This window comes from Streptomyces sp. ICC4 (assembly GCF_003287915.1).
GTDB lineage: Bacteria > Actinomycetota > Actinomycetes > Streptomycetales > Streptomycetaceae > Streptomyces > Streptomyces tritrimontium.
Genome location: NZ_CP030286.1, coordinates 8,463,615 through 8,487,862, shown reverse-complemented (window position 1 = coordinate 8,487,862; position 24,248 = coordinate 8,463,615). Strand labels below are relative to the sequence as shown.

Annotated in this window: 17 protein-coding genes, 1 tRNA gene and 4 pseudogenes; 11 read left to right on the top strand and 11 right to left on the bottom strand. The window is 72.0% G+C overall.

The features are described 5' to 3' along the window. Positions 1-5 precede the first annotated feature (5 nt). The 3 genes from DRB89_RS39855 (at position 6) to DRB89_RS39845 (ending at position 2,696) form a co-directional block, all read left to right on the top strand. Positions 6-920, top strand: a complete 915-nt coding sequence (locus DRB89_RS39855; protein WP_112452793.1) for a fumarylacetoacetate hydrolase family protein — start codon at positions 6-8, stop codon at positions 918-920. Between the two features lie 124 nt (positions 921-1,044). Further along, on the top strand, positions 1,045-1,797 hold the full coding sequence (locus tag DRB89_RS39850) for an Asp/Glu racemase (protein WP_112454368.1): 753 nt from the start codon (positions 1,045-1,047) through the stop codon (positions 1,795-1,797). A gap of 65 nt (positions 1,798-1,862) precedes the next feature. Beyond that, on the top strand, positions 1,863-2,696 hold the full coding sequence (locus DRB89_RS39845) for a PaaX family transcriptional regulator C-terminal domain-containing protein (RefSeq protein WP_112454366.1): 834 nt from the start codon (positions 1,863-1,865) through the stop codon (positions 2,694-2,696). On the opposite strand, the gene DRB89_RS39840 is transcribed toward DRB89_RS39845, so the two are convergent. Both DRB89_RS39840 and DRB89_RS43450 read right to left on the bottom strand, forming a co-directional pair. Then, positions 2,693-3,685: a LacI family DNA-binding transcriptional regulator gene (locus DRB89_RS39840; protein WP_112452792.1), complete on the bottom strand. Its 993-nt coding sequence runs from the start codon at positions 3,683-3,685 to the stop codon at positions 2,693-2,695. The two genes, DRB89_RS39845 and DRB89_RS39840, sit on opposite strands and share 4 nt — an antisense overlap. Positions 3,686-3,978: 293 nt before the next feature. Continuing rightward, positions 3,979-4,518, bottom strand: a complete 540-nt coding sequence (locus DRB89_RS43450) for a hypothetical protein (RefSeq protein ID WP_162688924.1) — start codon at positions 4,516-4,518, stop codon at positions 3,979-3,981. 128 nt (positions 4,519-4,646) lie between these two features. Between DRB89_RS43450 and DRB89_RS39830 the strand changes: the two genes are divergently transcribed. Further along, the gene (locus DRB89_RS39830; protein WP_112452475.1) at positions 4,647-6,701 is read left to right on the top strand and encodes an MDR family MFS transporter; all 2,055 of its coding nucleotides are present in this window, start codon (positions 4,647-4,649) and stop codon (positions 6,699-6,701) included. 4 nt (positions 6,702-6,705) lie between these two features. Here DRB89_RS39830 and DRB89_RS39825 read toward each other — a convergent pair whose 3' ends face one another. Beyond that, entirely contained in the window at positions 6,706-7,134 is a 429-nt protein-coding gene (locus tag DRB89_RS39825) for a GNAT family N-acetyltransferase (protein ID WP_239516936.1), read from the bottom strand. Between the two features lie 296 nt (positions 7,135-7,430). Between DRB89_RS39825 and DRB89_RS39820 the strand changes: the two genes are divergently transcribed. Beyond that, positions 7,431-7,826 (top strand): nuclear transport factor 2 family protein, encoded by a 396-nt coding sequence (locus tag DRB89_RS39820; RefSeq protein WP_112452477.1) that lies wholly within the window; start codon positions 7,431-7,433, stop codon positions 7,824-7,826. Positions 7,827-7,928: 102 nt separating this feature from the next. On the opposite strand, the pseudogene DRB89_RS39815 reads toward DRB89_RS39820, so the two are convergent. The 4 genes and pseudogenes from DRB89_RS39815 to DRB89_RS39800 all read right to left on the bottom strand — a co-directional run. Further along, positions 7,929-8,030, bottom strand: a pseudogene (locus DRB89_RS39815) (antibiotic biosynthesis monooxygenase); the annotation flags it as partial. A 1,482-nt stretch (positions 8,031-9,512) separates the two neighbouring features. Next, positions 9,513-10,931, bottom strand: a complete 1,419-nt coding sequence (locus DRB89_RS39810; RefSeq protein ID WP_112448465.1) for a Wadjet anti-phage system protein JetD domain-containing protein — start codon at positions 10,929-10,931, stop codon at positions 9,513-9,515. Then, on the bottom strand, positions 10,924-11,709 hold the full coding sequence (locus tag DRB89_RS39805; protein WP_162688923.1) for a hypothetical protein: 786 nt from the start codon (positions 11,707-11,709) through the stop codon (positions 10,924-10,926). The genes DRB89_RS39810 and DRB89_RS39805 overlap by 8 nt, the downstream gene beginning before the upstream one ends. A 571-nt stretch (positions 11,710-12,280) precedes the next feature. Beyond that, positions 12,281-14,113, bottom strand: coding sequence for an EAL domain-containing protein (locus DRB89_RS39800; RefSeq protein ID WP_112452811.1), 1,833 nt, complete (start codon positions 14,111-14,113; stop codon positions 12,281-12,283). A gap of 344 nt (positions 14,114-14,457) precedes the next feature. Between DRB89_RS39800 and DRB89_RS39795 the strand changes: the two genes are divergently transcribed. Beyond that, entirely contained in the window at positions 14,458-15,693 is a 1,236-nt protein-coding gene (locus DRB89_RS39795) for a M6 family metalloprotease domain-containing protein (protein ID WP_112452812.1), read from the top strand. A 101-nt stretch (positions 15,694-15,794) separates the two neighbouring features. Here the strand turns inward: DRB89_RS39795 and DRB89_RS39790 are convergent. Together DRB89_RS39790 and DRB89_RS45545 are read right to left on the bottom strand one after the other, a co-directional pair. Next, a tRNA-Lys gene (locus DRB89_RS39790) sits at positions 15,795-15,868 on the bottom strand. Continuing rightward, positions 15,859-16,075, bottom strand: a pseudogene (locus tag DRB89_RS45545) (hypothetical protein); the annotation flags it as partial. The gene DRB89_RS39790 and the pseudogene DRB89_RS45545, both read right to left, overlap by 10 nt. 330 nt (positions 16,076-16,405) lie before the next feature. Between DRB89_RS45545 and DRB89_RS45540 the strand changes: the two are divergent. From DRB89_RS45540 to DRB89_RS39770, 3 genes and pseudogenes are all read left to right on the top strand, one after another. Continuing rightward, positions 16,406-16,528: pseudogene (locus tag DRB89_RS45540) on the top strand (excalibur calcium-binding domain-containing protein); the annotation flags it as partial. A 118-nt stretch (positions 16,529-16,646) separates the two neighbouring features. Continuing rightward, on the top strand, positions 16,647-18,065 hold the full coding sequence (locus DRB89_RS39775) for a cytochrome P450 (protein ID WP_112452777.1): 1,419 nt from the start codon (positions 16,647-16,649) through the stop codon (positions 18,063-18,065). 24 nt (positions 18,066-18,089) lie between these two features. Then, positions 18,090-18,647 carry a hypothetical protein gene (locus DRB89_RS39770; protein ID WP_112452778.1) on the top strand — a complete coding sequence of 186 codons (558 nt, stop codon included), beginning with the start codon at positions 18,090-18,092 and terminating at the stop codon, positions 18,645-18,647. A gap of 30 nt (positions 18,648-18,677) precedes the next feature. Here DRB89_RS39770 and DRB89_RS39765 read toward each other — a convergent pair whose 3' ends face one another. Continuing rightward, positions 18,678-20,231: an MFS transporter gene (locus tag DRB89_RS39765; RefSeq protein ID WP_239516614.1), complete on the bottom strand. Its 1,554-nt coding sequence runs from the start codon at positions 20,229-20,231 to the stop codon at positions 18,678-18,680. Between the two features lie 325 nt (positions 20,232-20,556). Between DRB89_RS39765 and DRB89_RS45535 the strand changes: the two are divergent. Both DRB89_RS45535 and DRB89_RS39750 read left to right on the top strand, forming a co-directional pair. After that, positions 20,557-20,709 (top strand): annotated as a pseudogene (locus DRB89_RS45535) (aldehyde dehydrogenase family protein); the annotation flags it as partial. A gap of 82 nt (positions 20,710-20,791) precedes the next feature. Continuing rightward, positions 20,792-23,011 (top strand): immune inhibitor A domain-containing protein, encoded by a 2,220-nt coding sequence (locus tag DRB89_RS39750; RefSeq protein WP_112463953.1) that lies wholly within the window; start codon positions 20,792-20,794, stop codon positions 23,009-23,011. 23 nt (positions 23,012-23,034) lie between these two features. Here DRB89_RS39750 and tsaD read toward each other — a convergent pair whose 3' ends face one another. After that, positions 23,035-24,105 carry a tRNA (adenosine(37)-N6)-threonylcarbamoyltransferase complex transferase subunit TsaD gene (gene tsaD, locus DRB89_RS39745; RefSeq protein WP_112452829.1) on the bottom strand — a complete coding sequence of 357 codons (1,071 nt, stop codon included), beginning with the start codon at positions 24,103-24,105 and terminating at the stop codon, positions 23,035-23,037. Positions 24,106-24,248 lie beyond the last annotated feature (143 nt).

The following is a 24,248-nucleotide window of genomic DNA, read 5'->3' as shown; positions in this document are numbered from 1 at the left end:
CACCGATGCGACTGGTGACGTACACGCCCGCCGGAACGACCGACAACGCCGACCGCCTGGGCGCCCAGGTGGACGGCCTGGTCTACGACCTCGCGGTCCTCGCCCGGCACGCGGGCGTCGAACTGCCCGGCGATCTGCTCTCCTTCGTCCGGGCCGGCGCCGCCGCCCGCGAGAGCGCCGCCCGCCTGCTGGACGGCGACCCGGCCGGTCGGCCCGCCGAGGCCGTCCACCGGCTCGAGGACGTCACCCTGCGCGCCCCGCTGCGCCCCGGAAAGATCATCGGGGTCGGCCTGAACTACGTGGAGCACGTCGAGGAGTCCAGCCGGAGCCTGGACACCGACAAGGACCTGCCCCCGCGTCCGGTGCTCTTCAGCAAGCCGGCCACCGCCGTCACCGGACCGGGCGCGCCGATCCTGCACAACGCCGACCTGACGACCCAGCTGGACTGGGAGTGCGAACTCGCCGTCGTCATCGGGAAGACGGCCTTCCGGGTGACCGAGGAGGAGGCGTACGGCCACATCTTCGGCTACAGCATCGTCAACGACATCAGCGCCCGCGACCAGCGCCGCTCGGGCCAGTGGTTCTTCTCCAAGGGGCAGGACTCCTACGCCCCCTTCGGCCCGGCCGTCGTCACCGCCGACGAGGTCCCGGACCCGATGGACCTGGACCTCGAACTGCGCGTGAACGGGGTCACCAAGCAGAAGTCGAACACCCGCCACATGCTGTTCCCCATCGCACGGCTCATCGCCGACATCAGCTCCGGCGTGACGCTGGAGCCCGGCGACGTCATCGCGACCGGCTCCCCCTCGGGCGTCGGCGCCGGCATGGTCCCGCCCGAGTTCCTCGTGCCCGGTGACACCGTCGAGGCCACCGTCGAGATCATCGGCACCCTCGCCAACCCCGTCGTCGACGCCCGCTGACCCCGATCGGCCCCGCCGGCGCCCGTCGGTCTCCGCCCGCCGATCGCCACCAGACCACCGAGGAGTACCCGTGCCGCCCCGTACCTACCGCATCGGCCAGATCGTGCCGAGTTCCAACGTCACCATGGAGACCGAGGTCCCCGCGATCCTGCGCGCCCGGATGGAGACCGCGCCGGACGAGCGCTTCACCTTCCACTCCAGCCGCATGCGCATGACCCACGTGACCCCGGAGCAGCTCAGGGCCATGGACGCCGACTCCGACCGCTGCGCCGCGGAACTCTCCGACGCGCGGGTCGACGTACTCGGCTACGCCTGCCTGGTGGCCATCATGAGCATGGGCCTGGGCTACCACCGCGCCTCCGAGGAGCGGCTGCACGCGCGGACCGTGGAGAACGGGGCCCCCGCCCCCGTGGTCACCAGCGCCGGAGCCCTGGTGCACGGGCTGCACACCATGGGCGCCAGGAAGGTGGCCCTGCTGGCCCCCTACATGCGCCCGCTCACGCAGACCGTCGTCGACTACCTCACCCACGAGGGGATCGAGGTCCTCGACTACCGGGCCCTGGAGATCCCCGACAACCTCGAGGTGGCCGCCCACGACCCGGCCAGGCTTCCGGGCCTGGCCCGCGCCCTGGACCACTCCGACGCGGACGCGGTCGTCCTGTCGGCCTGTGTGCAGATGCCCTCGCTCAGCGCCATCGAGGAGGCCGAGCAGCTGCTGGGCAAGCCGGTGGTCTCCGCGGCCGTCTGCACCGCCCACCAGATGCTGCGCGCCCTCGACCTGTCCGCCGTGTCTCCCGGAGCCGGACACCTCCTCTCCGGCGCGTACGCGCACTCGCCCCTGGCACCGGGGGCGCCGGGAGCGGCTGCCGCGGGGTGACCGCGGGCGGCCCGCCCGCGCCGCCGCTCGGTAGGATCACCACCGCACACCACGGGAAGGTGATCATGTCGGACAGCCCCCTCAGGCCCAGCTCGTTGATCAGTACGGTCTACGGGGCATTCGTGCGCGGGAGCGGCGGCTGGATCTCCGTCGCCGACCTGATCACGCTCATGTCGGAACTCGGCGTGGAGAGCCAGGCCGTGCGCTCCGCGATCTCCCGGCTCAAGAAGAAGGGCGTTCTCGAGCCGGAGCGCCGCGGTGCCACGGGCTACCGGCTGAGCCCGGCTGTCCACCCCGTCTTCGACGCCGGCGACCGGCGCATCTTCGCCAGCCTGGAGCCGGCGGACCTGGCGGACGGCTGGGCCATGGCGGTCTTCTCCGTACCGGAGTCCGAGCGCTCCCACCGCTACCAGCTGCGCACCCGGCTGACCTGGCTCGGCTTCGGCAACATCGCCCCCGGCGTGTGGCTGGCGCCGGGCCGGCTCCTGGAGGACGCGCGCGACATGCTGGTGCGGCTCGGGCTGAGCGAGTACGTCCACCTGTTCGCCGCCGCCGACTACGCGGCGTTCAGCGACCTGCCGGAGGCGGTGAGCTCCTGGTGGGACTTCCCCGCGATCCAGGCCCAGTACGCCACCTTCACCGGCGCGTACGCCCCGGTCGCCGCGCGGCTCGCCCGGCAGGACGGCATCGACGCCGCCGAGGCGTTCCGGCACTACGTGCCGATGCTCACCGAGTGGCGCCGACTGCCCTACCTCGACCCGGGCCTGCCCGCCGAGCTGCTCCCCGCGGACTGGAACGCGGTGGGCGCCCGGCAGGTCTTCCAGCAGCTCCACGAGGTGCTCGCGGGACCGGGCCTGCGGCACGTGCGCGACGTGACGGGTTCCGCCGGCACGACCTAGGACGATTCGCGGATCACCAGTTCGTTCGGCATCACCACCGGGTCCTTGGGGCCGCCCTCGATCAGGCCCAGGAGCAGCCGGACCGTGGCCGTGGCCTGGTCGGCCATCGGGCTGCGTACGGAGGTGAGTGCCGGGGCGGTGTAAGCGGCGGCCTCTATGTCGTCGAAGCCGACGACGGCCACGTCCTCGGGGACCCGGCGGCCCGCTTCGCGCAGGGTGCGCAGGGCTCCGATGGCCATCAGGTCGTTGGACGCGAACACCGCGTCCAGCGCGGGATCGTCTTCGAGCAGCTGGCGCATGGCCTCGGCGCCGGAGGCCCTGGTGAACTCGCCGAGCGCCACGATGGAGCGGCGGCCGGAGTCGCGCAGCGCGTCGCGGTACCCGTCGAGGCGCTCGCGGGCCTCGAAGAGGTCGAGCGGCCCGGTGATGGCGGCGATCCGGCGCCGCCCGCGCTCCAGGAGGTGGCGTACGGCGAGCGTCGCGCCGGCCGCGTTGTCCAGTTCCACGTACGGCACGTCCCGGGCGGCGGTGCGGTTGAACGAGGCGGTCGGCAGGCCGGTGCGGGCCAGCGCGGCCGGGAGCGGGTCGGTGCCGTGCAGGGCGACGAGCATGACCCCGTCGACGTGGCCGCCGGCGACGTACCGCTCCACCCGGGCCCGGCTCGCGTCGGATTCGGCGAGCATGAGCACGACCTGTTTGCCGGCGGCTTCGAGCTCCCTGCTGACGGCGCGGACCACGGTGGAGAACAGGGGATCGTCGGAGACCACTCCCTGGGGCGGGTCGGAGACGACCACGGCCACCGCGTGGGTGCGGCGGGTGACCAGGTTGCGCGCGGCCGCGTTGGGGACGTAGCCCAGTTCGCGCACGGCCCGCATGACGACGTCCCGGATCTCGGGCGCGACCGTCGCCTCCCCGTTGACGACGCGGGAGACGCTCGATTTGGACACGCCCGCCCGCGCGGCGACCACTTCCAGCGTTGGTCTTCTCATACCGGCCCGTTCCGTTCGGCGTGGCCGCCGGATCGGACGGCCGGCCCGTGCGGGAGCGTTCTCCCGCGATGGTGGCCCCGACCCGTTCGGCTGTCAACAGACGGCGCGGCGGCGGACGTTGCCGGGGGCCGGTGGACCGGAATGCTTCCGGCGGGGTCTTGCGCCTGGTCAACCCGGTTCACTGCGGGGGCTGTCGGCGCTGAGAGAACGCTCCATCGGTGGACGAACCGGGGGCGCCGGTGTTTCCGGGAGGTGACGTGACGCCTTGACAGCCGTGGGAGGCCGCCCCATCCTCACCCCTCAGGGAACGCTGGGCTCGGCTTGGCGCTCGCGGAGGACTGCGAGGGGGCCACCTCGGTCAGGCTGATGACGGGGGAGGAGGGTTTCGCGTCGAGAAGGGTCGTCTCGGGCTCCGCGGAGCCCGCGAAGGCCGTCAGGGCCAGGGCGGCCGCGCCGAAGACGACCACCGCGGACGCGGCGATCAGCACCGGGCGCATGCGGCGGCGCGGCGGTGCCCCGTACGGCGGTACGGGCGGCACGGGGCGCAGCTGCATCGTTTCGTCAGGCCAGGAACCCGCCGGAGCCATCGGCGACGCGGAGGCCACGGGTGTGCCGTACGCCGGGGTGTGCGCCTCGGGTATCGGTGGCGGGGCGGCCGCCCGGGCGGGGTGGGGCTGCCGCGTGGCCCCCGGGCCGCCTCGCGGTGGCCGGGCCTCGGCCTGACCGGGGTCGGGCAGCGTGACGTACGGGCGGACGCGCAGGGGCTCGAACCCCTGCGGGCATCCGCACCCGTCTCCCACGGCGCCGCATTCCGTACAGCGGTCAGCGCTCACTTGTACCCCTCCCCTGGCCACTGCCTGCGATTATGCAGACCCGCGGAAGCACTCCCAACCCGTCCGACAGGCCATAACGGGACACACCACTCAGGATGGAGTTGTCGATCAGGCCTGAGGAGGAGCCGATGGTGCAGGACGTGACCACGGAGCCCGACCCGCGGAAATCCGGCCCGAGTGCCGAACACGCCTCTCGTGAGGTGCTCGTCTCCATCGGCGCACTGCTGCTGGGGCTGCTCATCGCCGCGCTCGACCAGACGATCGTGTCGACGGCGCTGCCGACGATCGTCAGTGACCTGGGCGGCATGGCGCACCTGTCGTGGGTGGTCACCGCCTACATGCTCGCCTCGACGGCCGCCACACCGCTGTGGGGCAAGCTCGGGGACCAGTACGGGCGCAAGAAGCTCTTCCAGTACGCCATCGTGCTCTTCCTGATCGGGTCCGCGCTGTGCGGGCTCGCGCAGGACATGCCGCAGCTCATCGGGTTCCGCGCGCTCCAGGGCCTGGGCGGCGGCGGTCTGATGGTGCTGTCGATGGCGATCGTCGGAGACATCGTCCCGCCGCGCGAACGCGGCAAGTACCAGGGCCTCTTCGGTGCGGTCTTCGGGGCGACCAGTGTGCTGGGTCCGCTGCTCGGCGGACTGTTCGTGGACCACCTGTCGTGGCGCTGGGTCTTCTACATCAACCTCCCCATCGGTCTCGTCGCGCTCGTCGTCATCGCCGCCAGCCTGCACATCCCGGTGCGCTCCGAGAAGCACACCATCGACTACTTCGGCACCTTCCTCATCGCTTCCGTCGCGACCTGTCTCGTCCTCGTGGCCTCCCTCGGCGGGACCTGGGGCTGGAGCTCCCCGCAGATCATCGGGCTGGCCGTGCTGGGCGCCGTGCTGCTGATCGCCTTCGTCCTGATCGAGCGGCGGGCCGCGGAGCCCGTGCTCCCGCTCAAGCTGTTCGGGATCCGCACCTTCACCCTCTGCTCGGTGATCAGCTTCGTGGTGGGCTTCGCGATGTTCGGCGCGATGGTCTACCTGCCGACCTTCCTCCAGGTGGTCCAGGGCGTCTCGCCGACGATGTCGGGCGTCCACATGCTGCCCATGGTGCTCGGCATGCTGATCACCTCCACCGGCTCCGGCCAGATCGTCAGCCGCACCGGGCGCTGGAAGGTCTTCCCGATCGCGGGCACGGCCGTGACCGCGATCGGTCTGCTGCTCCTGCACCAACTGGAGCGCACCAGCTCCACCTGGGAGATGAGCGTCTACTTCTTCGTCTTCGGCGCCGGCCTCGGACTGGTCATGCAGGTGCTCGTGCTGGTGGTGCAGAACTCGGTCACCTACGCCGACCTGGGTGTCGCCACTTCCGGTGCCACCTTCTTCCGCTCCATCGGCGCCTCCTTCGGCGTGGCCATCTTCGGCACGATCTTCACGAACCGGCTGGACGACAAGCTGGCCGCCGCGCTGGCCGGAGTACCACTGCCGCCCGGGATGGACGCGGCCCGGCTGGAGGCGGATCCGCGCGCCATCGCGAGCCTGCCCCCCGACCTGCAGCCGACCGTGCTGGACGCCTACTCCACCGCCATCACCGACGTCTTCCTCTATGCGGCGCCCGTGGTGCTGGTGGCCTTCGTCGTGGCCTGGTTCCTCAAGGAGGACAAGCTGCGCGGCTCGGTGACGGCGCCCGACGTCAGCGAGACCCTCGCCTCCAACCCCGTCCAGCGCTCCTCCCGCGACGAGGTCGCCCGCGCGCTGACGGTGCTCGGCACCCTCCAGGGCCGCAAGCACGTGTACGAGAAGATCACCGCGAAGGCCGGCTACGACCTGCTGCCCGCCTCCAGCTGGATGCTGCTGCGGATCAACCGGTACGGATCCGTCGATCCCGCGGTGGTCGCCGAGCGGACCATGGTGCCGCTGAAGGCCGTCACGGACGCGGCCCGCGAGATCGAGGGGCGCGGGCTGGCCGTCCGCGACGGGTTGTCGCTGCTCCTCACGGACAAGGGTCGCGAGAACGCGGCGAAGCTGTCCGCCGCCCGGGAGGAGTCGCTCGGCGAGCTCCTCGGCGACTGGTGGGGCCCGGACCGGCCGACCGACCTGTCCGAGCTGGTCGCGGAGATCAACTCGGAGCTCTGCGGATCCGCCTCGGAGGAGCCCTACGAGGCCCTGCCGCGCCGGGACCACTCCGCGACGTGACCGGTCAGGCCAGCCGCTTCTCGAACCAGTGCTCCGCATACTGCCCCGCGTTGTAGGCGGGTATCTCGCTGTATCCGTGGCGCGCATACAGCGCGCGGGCCTCCACCAGGTCCGACCGGGTGTCCAGCCGGACGCGCTCGGCGCCGAGCTCGCGGCCGGCCTCCTCCAGTGCCCGGAGGAGCGCCGCGCCGCCGCCGGTGCCGCGGGCGCGCCCGTCCACATACACCCTGGTGAGCTCGGCGGTGGCCGGGTCGAGGAGGCGTATGCCGCCGCAGGCCAGGGCCTCGCGGCCGAGTCTGCCGACGACGAACCGGCCCGTCGGCGCCGCGAGCTCGTCGTCCGGGAAGTCCAGCAGCCCCTGGTCGATCTCGGCCTCGGTGACCGACCGCTCCCAGTACCGGCCGGCGACCTCCGCGTAGTACGCGCGGCGCAGCCGTGTGGCGTCCGCGGTGGTGAACGCCTCGGTGACGACCTCCCAGGCGCCCGTTCCCGTTCCCCCTTCCGTGCCCGTGCCCGTGCCCGTTCCCGCTTCCGTGCCCGTAGTCGTGTCCGTGTCCGTGCCCGGACTCGTGCCCGTGGTCGTCCTCGTCGTGGCGGTGGTGTTCGTCTCGTCGCTGTTCATGGCGTCATTGTGGAGCGGGCCGGGGCTGCCCCGCGTTGGAATATCCACAGGCCCGGGCCGATGATAGGAAAAAGGGCAAACCGTACACATGAAGGGCGTGAACCGTCATGTCGGAGCATCCTGACTGTGCCCTGATCCGCCGCGGCTACGAGGCCTTCGGCAAGGGCGACATGGAGAAGCTGAGCACGATGATGACGGCCGACGTCATCCAGCACGTCCCGGGCACGAGCCCCATCTCCGGACACCACAAGGGGCGGGAAGCCGTCTTGGACCTCTACCGCCGACTCGGCGAGGAGACGAACGGCACCATGCGGCTCCATCTCGACAAACTGCTCGCCGACGGCCGCGGCCACGTCATGAGTTTCCACACAACGCGCGCGGACCGCGGCGACCGCGGGATCGAGATCCACGAGGGCATCTTCTTCACGATCGTCGCGGGGAAGATCAGCGACCTCGACGTCTGCATCGAGGACATCGACGAGGCCGACGCCTTCTGGAGCTGAGGGCCGAGCCGAGGGCTGAGGGCCGAGCCGAGCAGCCCGCACGTGCGGTGAGAGCCCGAAAGGGCAGGGGCCCGGAGCGCGCGCTCCGGGCCCCTGCCACGCTCACGCCTGCTTCGGCGCCGCCTGCTGCACGACCTCGAACGACCACACCGACGAGCCCGTGGCGGCGGGCTTCGGCCGCTCCCCGCCGCCCGCCGGACCGCCCGCGCCGCCCGCCGGACCGCCCGTGCCGGCCCCGGCCACGTGCGCTCGCCCGGCACCGGTGGGGCACCGGCCGGGATCGCGGCATCGCCCAGTGATCCCGTCGCGCACGCGTGGCTGGTGCGGCTTCCCTCCGTGGCGCCGGGGGTGTTCCGGGTACGGCCGCTGCCCCAACTCCTCGACGGCCTCGGTATCACCGTCCACGGACACGGCACCCCACCCACGGCCGACCTGACCCTCTCCTCCACTGCGGTCCGCCAGGTGGCCACGATGGCCGGCATCCCGCCCGACCACATCGCCCACGCCCTACCGCACCTGACCCAGCACGGCAGCCCGCCACCCGGTACCGGGACAGGCCCGGCCACCGCGATCTGGACACCCGTGGGAAGAGAACACCAGGCCGTACCCGCCTGCACTCTGTGCGTCGGCCGCCACAGCCGCGGCACCACCCTGACCACGTGGATCCACCGGCCCTGGCACCGGCTCATCTGCCCACAACATCAGCAAGCCGCCCCCGACCCCCGACTCCACACACCCCTACACGTTGAGGCGATACCCGAACTCACCGCAGCGCCCCATGCCCACCAGCGCCTCCAGCGTCACTCCCGGGCCATGACCACCTGGACCATAGCGCGCGGTCACCACCCGTTGGTACGACCACCAGCAACACCTCACCCACCCGCTGGCACCACCGACTACACCAGCTCACCACGGCCAACCCCCACCTCAACCAGCCGGGAACAGCCTCCGCCACGCTGTTGGCCCGCGACCTGGTCACCTACCCCGAAACCGTCACCCTCGCCCGCACCTCGTCCAACGACGATGCAGGCGTGGCGGTGCCGGGAGGTGAGGACGCACGGGCGGCCGGCTTCCAGGGGGATGGCCGAGGCGTCGCCGCGGCCGGAGAGGGGGTGCAGGACGAGGGTGATGGTGAACTAGGCATCGGCCTCTCCGCCCGCAGCAGCCGACGTCGCCCCGGCCTCGGACGGGCAGCACCCACCACTGCGGCCTGCCGGGCCGTCCTCGATCGCGCCCCGCATCCGCACCAACTGGCCCGGGGCCACCGCCACCGCGCAACGGATCCGGCCGGCCCCTGCGTTCGGGGTCACGCCCGAGGCCGGGTCGGGCTGCGGTCCGTACGCGACATCGACATCAGCGGCGACGTCTCCGCGGCCAGGCCATACGGTCCCGGGCACCGCCGGCAGCCTGCACGCGGTTCCGGCGTGGGCACGTCCGCTCCTCGTCGGCGCCCGCGGCCACCACCGCCTGACCGGCCGCCACATCGAGGACGGCCGCTTCGATCCGGTGATGGCCGCCGGGGCGCGGCACCTGCGCGCACACCTCGCACGACTTCTCGAACAGGCCGGGGCTTCACGAGAGTGGGCATGGCGGCCTGTCGAGGGCGCGGCCCCTTTGGCGGATGCCCTCCGGCTTCACCGGACCAGGGTCCGTGCTGCATTCGTCGCTTTCGGCTCCGTGCCGTGGTCACCCGATGCCGGACAGGAGCACCGCTTCCAGCAGACCTGGCAGTGCGGGCAGGACTTCGTCGTAGAGGGTCTCCTGCTCGCAGCCTTCGCCTCCAGTCCGGGCGATCTCGCCGGCCAGGTCTCGCAGGGCCGGCAGGGCTTCTTGGGCGAGCTGGATCGCCAGTTCGCGGTTGCCCGCGAGCTTTTCCGGGGGCTGGAAGTATTTGACGCCGGCGCGGTAGAGGTCGACGGTCATCGCGATCGGGGTGACGGGCCTTGCGACGCGGTCGGCGAGGTTGCTGATGATGCGGATGCCGTGGGCGTCGAGGTCGCCCCATGCCACGAGAGGGAGCCCGTCGAGGGTGCGCAGGAGTTCGACGAGGCCGTTGGTCGCGTAGCCCTTGCCCCAGACGCACAGCCAGGTGTCGGTAATCTCCGGGATCTTGCAGATCTGTTCGAAGGTGTCCTCATTCTCGACGATGAACAGGCCTCGGGCGTCGCAGGAGATCATGCCGAGGGTGTGGACGCCGCGGGCCGGGAGGGAGAGCCAGGGGTCGCAGGCTGCCGTGTCGGCGATGACGGTGCCGACGCGCCACTGGAGAGGTCCGCGGATGCGCAGGTCGGTGTCGGCCTTGTCCACGGCTTGGTCGAAGGGGACGCCGATGAGGTTGGAGAAGGCCTGCTGCCGTGCGGGGGTCCACGTGCTTTTGGTGTCGCGGAGGCTGCGGCCGGCGAGTTCCTTCGCGGTGATCTTGCGGGGCTGGCCTTGGGCGGGCCACCAGGTGCTGGCGGCCCGGACAGCGAGTTCGTAGACGCGCCAGTCCTCGGCGCGGGTGGCTGTCCCCTCGGGGACCTTCAGGACGCGACCGGGTGGCGTGTCGGCCAGCAGCTGCTTCTCGGCGGCGAGTTGGGGGATGTCGGACATCAGGTGGAGCAGTTCGCTGTGGAGGTCTTCCGGGTGGGAGCGGCCTTTGAGTTCGGCGAGTTTGTCCTCGGCGAGCTCTGCCCATGAATGCGTCAGGGTCCAGGAGCGGGGGCTGTAGCCGGTGACGTTGACGACGTCGCAGCGCAGGATGACGGCGCCGCAGCGGATGAGGTCGACGGTGACCTGCCAGGCGTTGTCGCCGAGGGCGGCCTCGATGGTGGACCAGCGTTTGGTGCTCTTCGTCTCCAGGACTTTGGCCAGTTGCCGGGTCGTCAGGGTGGGTGGTGGGTCATAGGGGCTGACCGGGTGGTTGGCGACCAGGTCGACTTGGCGGGGTTTGATGCGTTGCTTGCGGTCCTTGGGGACACGTACGTGGATGACGTCGTCGGCGTCCTTGATGACGCGGGGCAGGGTTACCGCGATGACACCCGGGGGTAGGTCGCGCAGCGGGACGCTTTCGCGCCCGTATGCTTCGCCGACGAGGAGCGGAGGGCTGTTGGCGGGGTCAGGCATGGGAGCGTCCTGCAATGATCCACTCTTCGGTGAGTCGGGTCCGTTCGCCGTTGCTGTCGAAGGCCCAGACGGTGGTGGGCTGGTTGGTGATGTCTGCGGCTGATGCGTGGGTGAACCAAAGCAGTTCGCCGCAGACGTCGGCGGCATCGGCCAGGACGCTGTCCTGGCAGGTGCCGAGGATGGTCAGGTGCTGGTCCCGGGCGACGTCGCGCAGGGCTGCGAGCATGTCTTTGCGGTTGGTCTCGCCGAGGCTGTTGCCGAGTTCGTCGAGGATCAGCACGCGTCCGCGGCTCTGGTTGTCGGCGAGGAGGGCTGCCAGAACGAGCAGGATGGCGTGCACCTTGACCTGGGCGCTGTTGGCGTTCTCCCGGTAGGAGACGTATCCGCCGGTGCGGGAGCGCTTCCAGCGCGGGGTGACCTGCCAGTGCCAGTCGCCAGCCCCTTGGGGGCGGACGCTACGGTGCTCGAGCTTGGCACCGAAGCTGCCGCTGCCCAGGTCGAGGTCGTTGAAGGCCGCGCCGATCTGGCTGAAGAGACCCTCGAGGTGATTCTCGATCATGTCCTGGATGGTCTCCAAGGCGTTCCTGCGCGTGGCCCCGACTGCGTCCAGCTCCTCGATCGCCTGCTCCCGGGTCCGGCGGTCGCGGGTGATGCGTGCTGCCGCCACGTCGTCCTGCTCCCGGTGGCCGGCCAGCCGGTTCTCCAGCGGGTAGGCCGCGTCGGCGAAGGAGCGGGACGGCGGCTCGCCGGGCTCGGCATCGGCCAAAAGGCGTGCCATCTTGTCGCCTTCGCGTAGATCTTCGCCCACGTCCGCGTCGGGGTCGCCGTCGACACCGTAGCGCTCGTAGGCGCGGCGCAGGGCGTGCTCGGCCTGTCGGCGCAGTGCCGCGGGTCGAGGGGCTTGGGGCTGATCGGGGATGTCAGCCAGCCGGTGGATTGCCTCGTCGAGTGTTTTGCCCCACAGATTCTGCCATTGCGCTGCGGCTGCCTTGGTGCGCTGGTGTTCGAGGGCGGCGATGGTGCTGCGACGGTCTTTGAGTTCCTTTTTTGCGGCGTCCAGTTCGAGCTTGGCAGTGGTGAGGCGCTGCTTGTGGCCGTTGTGTTCGCCCCAGGCGTGCTGCCAGACTCCCTGGAGTTGTTCTTCGGTTCGTTTGGCTTCGACGAGTCGAGCGTCGGCCTTGGCGACGTCCGTCTGGAGTTGGTCCTCTTCCGTCTCGAGTTGGGCGAGTTCTGTCTCTTATCCTTATCCCCTTTCCCACGCCCCACGCCCCGAACCCACACGCCACCCCGCGCCGAGCGCCGGCCGCCCCCGCCCCCTTCCCGGGGCGGGGGCGGCCGTGTTCCGGCGGTCAGGGCAGCGGGCCGACGGGCCGGGCGGCGATCATCTCGGCGATCAGCTCCGGGGCCACCGCCCGGGAGTACAGCCAGCCCTGGCCGGTGTCGCAACCGACGCGGCGCAGCCGGGCCGCCTGGCCGGCCGTCTCCACGCACTCGGCCGTCACCGTCAGGCCCAGCCGGTGCGCGAGCTGCACCAGGGCCTCGACGATGGTCTCGTCGGCCGGGTTCGGATGGGAGCCCTCCTCGTAGCGGAAGCCCCGGACGAAGGAGCCGTCCAGTTTGAGGACCGAGACCGGCAGGCGGCTCAGGTAGGCGAGGTTCGAGTACCCGGTGCCGAAGTCGTCGATGGCGATCCGCACGCCCATGTCGCTCAGCGCCTGCAAGGCCTGCAGCGGCCGCCCGGCCGAGCCCATCACGGCCGACTCCGTCAGCTCCAGCTGGAGCAGCTGCGGGGCGAGCCCGGTCTCGGCGAGGATCTCGGCCACGTCGCCCACCAGGTCGGAGTCCCAGACCTGGCGCACCGCGACGTTGACGGACACGAAGACGGGGGAGTCGCTGGGCTGCTCGATCTGCCAGCGCCGTGCCTGCCGGCACGCCGTGCGCAGCACCCACCGCCCCAACTGCACGATGGAGCCGTCCTCTTCGGCGATCCCGATGAACCGATTCGGCGTCAGGACGCCGAACTGCGGGTGCTTCCAGCGCACCAGGGCTTCCACCCCGCGCACCACCCCGCTCTCCAGGTCCACCAGCGGCTGGTACTCGAGCGTGAACTCGCCCCGCTCCACGGCCGGCCGCAGGGTCGAGGACAGGGCCTGGCGGGTCATGCGGTGCGCGTTGCGCTCGGGGTCGAAGAGGGTCCAGCGGGCCTTGCCGTCCGCCTTGGCCCAGTACAGCGTGGTGTCGGCGGCCTGCATCAGCGCGGTCGCCGAGGTCCCGTCGGCCACCCGCTCCACCACCCCGATCGACGCGGAGACCGACAGCCGCTGCCCGGCCAGGTCGAACGGCTCCTGTACGGCGGCCAGGACGCTCCGCGCCAGGTCCGAGAGCTCCTCGGTGCCGGTGGAGTCCTCGACCAGCAGGGCGAACTCGTCCCCGCCGAGCCGCGCCACGAGGTGCCCGCCGGCGCGCCCGTAGCCGGACTGGTCGGCGCACCGCGTCAGCCGGGCGGCGACGGCGGCGAGCAGCCGGTCGCCGACCCGGTGGCCCATGGTGTCGTTGACGGCCTTGAACCCGTCGAGGTCGAGGTAGCACAGCCCGATCCGGCCGGTGCCGCCCTGCTCGTACGAGGAGACCTCCAGGGCGGCGGAGAGCCGCTCGAAGAACAGCGCCCGGTTGGGCAGCCGGGTCACCGGGTCGTGCATCTGGAGATGGCGCAGCCGGGCCTGCAGATCGCGCCGGTCGCTGATGTCGGCGACGGACAGCAGGACGTCGCCGGTCCCGGGGACGGGCCCGAGGGTGACCTCGGTCCACAGCGAGTGCCCGTCGGGGTGCTTGAGCCGGCGGGTGCAGCGCAGCCGGGCCTGCCGCCCGCGCAGCACCTCCTGGTAGGCCTGCCAGGTGCGGGCCTCGGAGGCCAGGTCCACCAGGTCGGCGGCGGACCGCCCGGCGAGGGCCCGCGGCTCGGCGCCGAGCATGCCGGCCAGGGCCTCGTTGGCCCAGACGACGTGGCCGGAGCGGTCGACGACGGCCATGGCGAGGTGGGCCGCGTCGAAGGCGGCCCGGTAGTCGGCTTGGTGGTCGGCCCGGTCCGGGGTGGCCGTCGCCGACGGTCCCGGATGACGCTGTGTCATGGCCGATCGGATGTTGTCGGCCGCCGAACCGGTTCCCTCTGAGGTTCCGCTCACCGTTGGCTCCCGCAGTGCGTGTGGGTGTCCGTGCAGGAAAGTGTGCCGATCATAGAGGCTCCCGGACGGCCCTATCCAGCGGCGTCGCCGTTCGTGGCGCGGGAGTTACGCGTGATGACGGAGCGTCGGCCCGAGGGTGCGTGATCGTTTCCGCACGTCTCTGAGCATGCGGAGGCCGCTGCTGATCCGACCTGATCGGTCGTGACGTTCTGTAGGCGGCCGCGTGAACCCCCGCGTCACCGGCTTGCCCTAGTCCTCACTCGTGTGGGGCAGCGGAACAGGCATTAATCAGACAATCGCCCCAAGGTGGATGAAGAGGGATCAATCCACCACCGGAGGTCGATGTGCCGCGACAGCAGACACCCGGGGGAGTGGACCGCTCCCACATGCGGACCGCGGCGGCGGCGCTCACCTCCCTCTCGGCGCTCGCCGCCATGTCGCTCGTCGCGGGCCCGGCGGTCGCCGCACCCGGAGCCGGACCCTGTGCGCTGACCCGCACCGCGGCCCACCACTCCCTGGGCCTGGACAGCTGGAACGGTGCCTACCCCAAGCCCGAGCGCACCCTGAACGCGGTCATGGTCTTCCTCTCCTTCCCGGACCACCGCACCACCCTCACCACCGAGCAGCTCACGGGCGACTACTTCCCGGCGACCAGCGAGTTCTTCGAGCAGGCCTCGTACGGCCGGTTCCGGCTGGCGCCGCACCCGCAGAAGCGCTGGACCAAGATGCCGAAGCCGTCCACCGCCTACGGGATACAGCGCGACTGGGCTCCCGCGGACCGGGCCGCCTACCTGCGCGACGCCGTCGCCGCGGCCGACCCCGAAGTGGACTTCGCCCGGTACGACGTCGTGTACTTCGTCGCCGACCCGGAGGCCCCCGGGGTCGACTCGGACGCCACCAAGGTCGTCAACTTCGACCGCCCGATCAGCGCGGACGGCACGGAACTGCGCCGCATCGTGACCGTCTTCGAGAAGCACCCGCCGGACCGCAACGTGCTGGCGCACGAGACCGGGCACGTCTTCGACCTGCCCGACCTCTACCACCGGCCGACGGACGGCAAGGGCGACTGGGACACCTACGTGGGCGACTGGGACGTCATGGGCAGCCAGTTCGGCATGGCCCCGGACCTCTTCGCCTGGCAGAAGTGGAAGCTGGGCTGGCTGGACGCCTCCCAGGTCGACTGCGTGCCCTCGGGCTCCTCCCTGCACACCCTCCAGCCGCTGTCCGAGGCCCCGCCCCGGGGCGGTACGGGCGGCACCCGGCTCGCGGTGGTCCGTACGGGCGCCGGAAGCGTCATCGCGATCGAGGCGCGGGGCTCCGCCGGCAACGACGGGGAGACGTGCACCGAGGGCGTGCTCGTCTACCGCGTCCGCAACGAGGCGGCGTCCGGCGGCGGGCCGATCGAGGTCGTGGACGCGCACCCGGACACCGAGGCGTGCTGGGACCGCTCGGTGTACCCGCCGCTGGCGGACGCGCCCCTGGAGGTGGGGGAGACGTTCACGGTGCCGGGGGAGCGGATCACGATCGAGGTGGCGGACCGCACGCAGTCGGGCGCCTACACGGTGAAGATCACCACGTAGACCGGGCGAGAACGAGGCGGCGTCCGGGGCCGCCGCGCGGCCCGGTCGCCCGCGGGCACAAGAAAAAGACCCCCACTTCCGTGGGGGTCTTTCTCCGTCTGTGCGCCGCCAGGGACTCGAACCCCGGACCCGCTGATTAAGAGTCAGCTGCTCTAACCAACTGAGCTAGCGGCGCTTGGTGACGAGGAAGACATTAGCACCCCGACCGGCGATCGGAAAAATCGATATCCGCAGCTCGGGTGGCACGGACGAACGCCCACAGCAGGGCCTCCGGCCCGGGCAGCCAGGGCAGCCCGGTGTCGGGCGCCACGAGCCACCGGGACGGCCCGGGCGTGGCCGCCAGCGGGGGCACGGTGACGGCGTCGCCGCGGCCGTGGCAGAGCGGGGCGGGGGCGGGGGCGCGGCGGTGGCGGGGCCGGGCTCCGACAGGCGGGCGGGGTCGGCGAGCAGCGGCGGGGCCAGCAGCGCGGGCCGGTGGGCGCCGCCGGGGGGGCTGGGCCTGGCGTCGGCCCCTGCCGCCTGGCGGGCCTGGAGGCCGACCAGGGCCAGCCCTGCCGCGTCCGGTTCACCGGTCCCCGCCGCGACGAGCAGTGTCGCCTGTGCGGGCCCGATGCCGGTGGCGGGGTGGGGTGTGACGGGTGCCTCGGGCCGCCACGGCGCGGCGCCGCGCTCGCGGACTTGTAGTAGACGTCCTTCGGCCCCGGGGCCGAAGGACGTCTACTACAAGAACTGCACCGAGGCCAAGGCAGCCGGCGCCGCCCCCATCCGCCGCGGCCAGCCCGGCTACGGCAAGCACCTCGACCGCGACAACGACGGCATCGCCTGCGACAAGTAGGCCAGTGGGCCCGCCCCGGGGCAGCGGCGGGTTCCGGCCGTTCGCGGCGCAGGGCCTCGTCCGGGGCCGCGGCGGGCCGCAGAATCGACCCGTCGGCTACAGCGCTGAGGACGGGGCCATGGCAGCAGAAACCACACGGGCGGACAGCCGCGCCGGTACGCGGACACCCTTGCTCCCGGGCACCCCGCTGCTCGGCTCGCTCGCCGACCTGCAATCGGACTCGCTCGGCACGTACCTGCGGGCGCTGCACGAGCACGGCGACGTCGTCCGGATCACCGCCGGCCCGCCCGGCCTGCGCGCCGAGCTGCACTGCGTCTTCTCGGCGGAGGGGGTCCAGCAGGTGCTGGCCTCGCAGGCGGCCAACTTCCGCAAGGACAACGCCTTCTACCAGGAGGTCCGCGACTCCTTCGGCAACGGCCTGCTGACCAGCCAGGACGAGGACTACCTGCGCCAGCGGCGGCTGGTCCAGCCGCTGTTCACCAAGCGCCGGGTGGACGGGTACGCGCACGCCGTCGCGGCCGAGACCGCCGCGACCCTGGCCGGCTGGGAGAAGGCTGCGGACGGGACCGTCGACGTCGCGGACGAGATGATGGTCCTCGCGCTGCGCGCGGTCTCCCGGATCCTCTTCGGCACCGACGTGGACGCCACCGCCGATGTCGTGCACCGCTGCTTTCCGGTCATCACCGAGTACACGCTGCGCCGCGGCTACTCCCCGCTCAACATCCCCCGCAGCTGGCCCACGCCGGGCAACAAGCGGGCGGCCGCCGCCCTGGACGAGCTGTACGGGGCGTGCGACAGGATCATCGCCGAGCGGCGGGGAAGCGGCGGAGGCGAAGGCAGCGGAGACGCAGACGCCGAGGGCGGGGGCCAGGACCTGCTGTCGCTGCTGGCCGCCGCCACGAGCGCGGACGACGGGGAGTTCGACGCCACCGAACTGCGCGAGCAGGTCCTGATCTTCCTCCTCGCCGGCCACGAGACCACCGCCACCTCGCTGGCCTTCTCCCTGCACCTGCTCGGCCGCCATCCGGAGGTCCAGGACCGGGCCCGCGCCGAGATCGCCGCCGTCCTGGGCGACCGTACGCCCGAGGCCGCCGACCTCGACCGGCTCCCGTACCTCACGCAGGTGCTCAAGGAGGCCATGCGGCTCTACCCCGCGGCCCCCACCATCGGCCGGCGCTCGGTCGCCGCCACCGAGGTCGACGGGCACACGATCCCGGCGGGCGCCGACGTCATCCTGGCCCCCTGGGTGACCCACCGCCACCCCCGCTACTGGCCGGACCCGGAGCGCTTCGACCCCGACCGGTTCACCCCGGAGGCGGAGGCGGCCCGGCCGCGCTACGCCTGGTTCCCCTTCGGCGGAGGACCGCGCGCCTGCATCGGTCAGCACTTCTCGATGCTGGAGTCGGTGATCGCGCTCGCGATGATCCTGCGGACCTGCGCGTTCGAGGCGGTGGACACCGACATCCCCGTCGGCGCCGGGATCACCCTGCAGACCCGGGGTCCGGCGCGCTGCCGGGTCCGGCGCGTGGACGCTTGACGCACCGGCGGTCATGATGTCCCGATGGAAGAGGAGATTCCGGGGCAGTTGTCCCCGTATGCACGTCGGCCGCCGTACGCGCTGCTCCCCGGGCTCCCCGCACGTCCGCCGTTCTCCCACCGGCTCGGCCGCTTCTTCGCCGTCCGGTTCCTGACCGCCCTGCCCGACGACCTCGCCGACGCGGCGGCCGCCCTGCTCGACCCCCTGGAGCGCGCCGCGCGCCTCGCCGGCCGCCTGCTGCACGGCCCGGCCCTGCGCGGCGGCTGGCACAGCGAAGCGGGCGGACTCGCCCTGGCCCTGTACGGGTTCCACTGGACGCGGTGGCAGGCCCGGGAGCACGGCCCCGGGGCCACCTTCCGCGTGGAGCCGGGCCGGCTGACGGCCCATCCGCCCTGGGGCCGCTCCGACCCCTCGCGCGCCGCCCGCACCACGGCCGCCGCGCTGCGCCGGATTCCGCGCCCCCGCCGGCGCCGCACCCGCGTGGACCTCGCCTTCCCGGACGGCTCCTGGCTCTCGCTGCGCATGAACACCGCGCGGGACGCGGCCCGCCTGCGCCGCTCCCTGGCCGCCCCGGGGAGCTAGGCCGTCTCTTTCGGATCCTGCCGGGCGGGCCTAGGACGCCGTCGGGGTGTGGTTGCCCTGGAGCCGGGCGAGGTCCGAGGGGCGGACCTGGATCACGAAGAGCGCGATCAGCGCCGTGACCAGGGTGAACGCGGCGGCGGCCACGAAGGCCGCGCTCACGCCCGAGGTGAGGACCTGGTCGCTCCACGGCTTCGGGTACTGCTTGGTGCGGGCGAAGAAGGCCTTCTGCTCCGGGGTCGCCGTGCTCAGGAAGGAGCCCGCCTGGTTCTTGGCCTCGTTGCGGCTGGCCGTGCCGAAGACGGTGACCAGGATGGACAGGCCGAGCGAACCGCCCACCTGCTGCATGGCGTTCAGCAGCCCGGAGGCCGCGCCCGACTCCCGGTCGGAGACGTTCGACAGGGCCATCAGGGTCAGGGACACGAACTGCATGCCCATGCCGGCCGCGAACAGCAGCATCGGGCCCAGGATGCTGCCCAGGTACGTCGAGTGGATGTCGGTCAGGGTGAGCCAGGCCAGTCCGGCGGCGGCGAGGAGGGATCCGGTCACCATGAACGGCTTGGGCCCGAACTTCGGCAGCCCCTGGGCGGTGATCCCCGCCGTCACCGCGATCATCGCGCTGACCGGCAGGAAGGCGAGCCCGGCCCGCAGCGGGCTGAAGCCCAGCACGTTCTGCACGAAGAGGGTCAGGAAGAAGAACATGCCGAAGATCGCGCAGGCGAAGAAGAGCATGATCGCGTAGGTGCCGGCCCGGTTGCGGTCGGCGAACATGTGCAGTGGGGTGATCGGCTGGGGCGAGCGCCGCTCGTTGACGATGAAGAGGGCCAGCAGGATCACGGCCGCCGCGAAGGAGGCGAGCGTCAGCCCGTCCCCCCAGCCCTCCTGGGAAGCTCGGATGAAGCCGTAGACCAGCGCGACCATGCCGACGGTGGAGAGCAGCGCGCCCGCGAAGTCGAAGTGCCCGGAGTGGCGCGGGGACTCGCTGATCACCTTCGGGGTGACCACGGCGATCAGCAGGGCGATGGGGACGTTGACGAAGAGCACCCAGCGCCAGTTGAGCCACTCGACGAGCATGCCGCCGGCCAGCAGTCCGATCGCGCCGCCGCCCGCCGAGACGCCGGCGAAGACGCCGAAGGCCCGGTTGCGTTCGGGCCCTTCGCGGAAGGTCGTGGTGATGAGTGCGAGCGCGGTCGGCGAGGCGATGGCGCCGCCGACGCCCTGGAGGGCGCGTGCCGCCATCAACTGGCCCGAGTTCTGGGCGAATCCGCCCAGCAGCGAGGCGAGGCCGAAGAGCAGCACGCCGAAGACGAAGACCCGCCGCCGGCCGAGGATGTCGCCGGTGCGGCCGCCGAGGAGGAGCAGGCCGCCGAAGGTGAGGGTGTAGGCGTTGACCACCCAGGACAGGCTCTCGGTGGAGAAGCCGAGGGCGGTCTGGATGTGCGGCAGCGCGATGTTCACGATGGTGATGTCGAGAACGACCATGAGCTGGCAGGAAGCGATCACGAGCAGGGCGAGCCCGTTGCCTCCGCCACGGACCTTGCCGTCGGTCCCGGTGCTGGTGCTGCTCGGCGATGCGTTCTGGTCCACTTTTTCGACGCTAAACCCGTGCCCCGGGGTCTACCACTCGAACGGCCTAGCCAATGTGGTATGTGTTATGTGCCATTTCACATGACACACTGCTCGCATGGACGACTTCCTCCGGCTCTCCGCGAGCACCGCCCGCTTCACCCACGGCGCCCCGCGCGCCTTCGCGTTCGGCGACGAAGGCCGGCTCCTCTGGTTCCTCCGCTCCACCGGCCCCACCGACCCCCTCGACAGCCTCTGGGTCCTGGACACCGCCACCGGCGCCGAGACCCGGCTCGCCGACCCCCGTGAACCTGTCTCCTATACACATCGCCGAGCCTCCACGCTGCTGGCGCAGCTCGCGAGCCAGGCCGGTCTGCCGGCGGGCGTGCTGAACGTGGTCCACGGTGACAAGGTCGCCGTCGACGCGCTCCTCGCGCACCCCGACATCGCGGCCGTCTCCTTCCTGGGCTCGACCCCGATCCACCGCCAAATCCACACCCCCGCCCCCGCCCACGGCCGGTCAGCAGCAGGCCGGACCGCAGACCGGGCAGCAGCACGCCGCCGCCCCGCCGCTCGCGCCCCTGGAGCTCCAACGCCAGGCCCTGCGCCGCCAAGCCCTCGAAGACATCGCCCGCGGCGGCGCCGGCGGCGCGGAGGCCGGGCTCGCAGGCGGCCTGCGGGCGGAGGCGGACGGCACGCTCCCGCGCCAGGCGAAGGTCGGCAAGCGGTACGTCGAGCTGGCCCGGGAACGCAAGGACAAGGTCTTCGTGATCCTCGCCGAGTTCGGCGACCAGGTGGACAACACGACCGAGTTCGAGGGCAAGCCGCGCTTCGGCGGCACTCCCGGCCCGCTGCACAACACCATCGGCAAGCCGGCCAAGGACGACAACCACACTCTGTGGCGCAAGGACTTCGACCGGGCCTTCTACCAGAAGCAGTTCTTCTCCACCGACCCGCAGTCGGCGTCCATGCGCGCCTACTACCGCCTCCAGTCCTCCGGCCGCTACGACATGGACGGCACGGTGAGCGACTGGGTCAAGCTCCCCTGGAACGAGGCCCGTTACGGCACGGACAACTGTTCCGAGTCCGGCCAGTGCCGGTCCAACTGGGACATGATCCGGGACGCCACGGCCGCCTGGTACGACTCCGAGCGCGCCAAGGGCCGTACGCCCGGGCAGATCAAGGCGCAGCTCGCCGAGTACGACGTGTGGGACCGCTACGACGCCGACCACGACGGGAACTTCGACGAGCCGGACGGCTACCTCGACCACCTCGTCGTCGTCCACGCGGGCAAGGACGGGACCTGGGGCGGCGGCGCGCAGGGCAAGGACGCCGTCTGGGCGCACCGCTGGTTCGCCTACTGGAACCAGGCCGGCAGCGCGGGCCCCGAGGGCAACAAGGCGGGCGGCACCCCGGTCGGCGACACCGGCATCTGGGCCGGCGACTACCTGACCGGCGGCGAGAACAGCGGCGCCGGGCTCTTCTCGCACGAGTTCGGGCACGATCTGGGCCTGCCGGACCTCTACAGCTCGGACGGGGACAACAGCGTCAACTTCTGGTCGCTGATGTCCTCCGCCTCGTACCTGGGCAAGGGCCCCAAGTCCACGGGCGAGTTCCCGGGCGACCTCGACCCGTGGAGCAAGCTGCAGTTGGGCTGGCTCCAGTACACGGAGGCCGACGCGGGCCGCACCACGCGCGCGACGCTCGGCGTGTCCGGTTACAACACCGAGGATCCGCAGGCCTTGTTGGTGCACCTGCCGCCGTCCGTGACCACGACCGAGCTGGCCGACCCGTACGAGGGCGGCAGCCAGTGGTGGAGCGGTACGGGCGACTTCATGGACAACACGCTGACCCGCACGGTCGACCTCACGGGGACGCCGGCCGGGACGCCCGCCCGGCTCGACGCCCGGGTCTGGTACGACATCGAGCAGGACTTCGACTACCTGACGGTGGAGGCCTCCACGGACGGCGGGTCCGGGTGGACGGCGCTGCCGGGCACGGTGGACTCCGCGCCGACCGGGCCGAAGGGGATCACCGGCACCTCGGCGGGCTGGACGCGGCTGTCGGTTCCGCTGGACCGGTTCGCGGGCGGGCCGGTCCAGTTGAGGCTGCGCGTCACCTCCGACAGCAACACCCACGGCAAGGGCGTCGCCTTCGACGACATCCGCATCACGGCGGGCGACGGCACGGCGGGCGACGTCACGGAACTGCTGCACGACGGGGCGGAGCAGGGCGCGAACGGCTGGAGCGCGGTCAAGTGGTCGCGCACGCAGGGGCGTACGGGCAGCGAGCAGCACCCGCGCGCGTACTTCGTGGAGAACCGGCGCCACACCGGCTACGGCAGCATGCTCAAGACCGGGCCGTACAACTTCGGCTTCACGGGCGACAAGGTGGAGTTCTTCCCGTACCAGGAGGGCGTGCTGGTCTGGCTCTGGAACACGGCGCAGAGCGACAACACCACCAAGGCGCACCCGGGCGAGGGCCTGCTGCTGCCCGTCGACGCCCGCCCGGAGCCGCTGACGTACGCGGACGGCACCCTGCTCAACGCCCGCGCGCAGACCTTCGACGCCACCTTCTCGCTCGGCAGGAGCGACCGGATCGTCCTGCACAAGGCGGGCGCGCCGACGGTGATCCCGGCGCGGCCGGGCGTGCCGGTCTTCGACGACCGCCGCGGGACCTACTGGGACGCGCGGCTGCCGCAGCTCGGGGTCAAGGTGCCGGACACCGGGACCCGGATCGCGGTGGCGAAGGAGGCCTCAGGCGGGGCGGTGACGACGGTCCAGGTGAGCCCGTCGAAGTAGCCGCCCGCGCCGCGGCCACAGCACTAGATCCTGGCCTCCGGGTTGAGGGATGCGTATTCCAGGGGCGCCGACGGGTCGATGGTCAGCTGGTGCGGGGCGGGTTCCACGCCCGCCCGCACCAGCAGGTCGCCGATGGCGGCGATCATCGCGCCGTTGTCGGTGCACAGCGTCATCGGCGGCACCCGCAGCTCGATCCCGGCGGAGGCGCAGCGGCGCTCCGCGAGGGCGCGGACCCGGGAGTTGGCGGCCACCCCGCCGACGACCACCAGGGTGCCGACGCCGTACTCCTTGCAGGCCGCGACCGCCTTGCGGGTGAGCACGTCGGCCACCGCCTCCTGGAGCGAGGCCGCGCCGTCGGCGACCGGCGGCTCCTCGCCGCGCTGCCGGTGGCCCTCGGCCCAGCGGGCGGCGGCCGTCTTGAGCCCCGAGAAGGAGAAGGAGTACGCGTACGGGTCCCCCGAGCGCGGCCCGCCGGTCAGCGGACGGGGGAAGGCGACGGCCTTGGGGTCGCCTCCCCGGGCGGCGCGGTCGATGGCCGGGCCGCCCGGGTAGGGCAGCCCGAGGACGCGGGCGACCTTGTCGAAGCACTCGCCCGCGGCGTCGTCGAGGGTGTCGCCGAGGTGCAGGATCGGCTCGCGCACGAGGTCGCGCACCAGGAGCAGCGAGGTGTGGCCGCCGGAGACGATCAGCACCATGCAGGGCTCGGGCAGCGGACCGTGTTCCAGGGTGTCGGCGGCGACGTGCCCGGCGAGGTGGTGGACGCCGTAGAGCGGCAGCCCGAGCGCGTAGGCGAGGGTCTTGGCGCCGGCCAGGCCGACCTGGAGGGCGCCGGAGAGGCCGGGGCCGGTGGTGACGGCGATCGCGTCGAGCTGGTCCGCGCGCAGTCCGGCCTGGTCGAGGGCCTGGCGGACCACGGGGTTGAAGGCGTGCAGGTGGGCGCGGGCCGCGATCTCGGGGACGACGCCGCCGAAGCGGGCGTGCTCGTCCATGCTGGAGGCGACGACGTGCGCGAGCAGTCTCCCGTCCCGCACGATGCCCGCCCCGGTCTCGTCGCACGAAGACTCGATCCCGAGCACCACCGGAGACCCCGCCACACCGCCACCTTCACCCTTATTGCGAGCTGTTCGCAATAAGGGTACCGGCCGCCGCACCCCCTCGCGGCCGCCCGCGAACCGGCCCCCGAGCCGTCCCCGCGCGAGTGTGAGGACGGACACGCCGCGACGAGGGAACCCCTGCC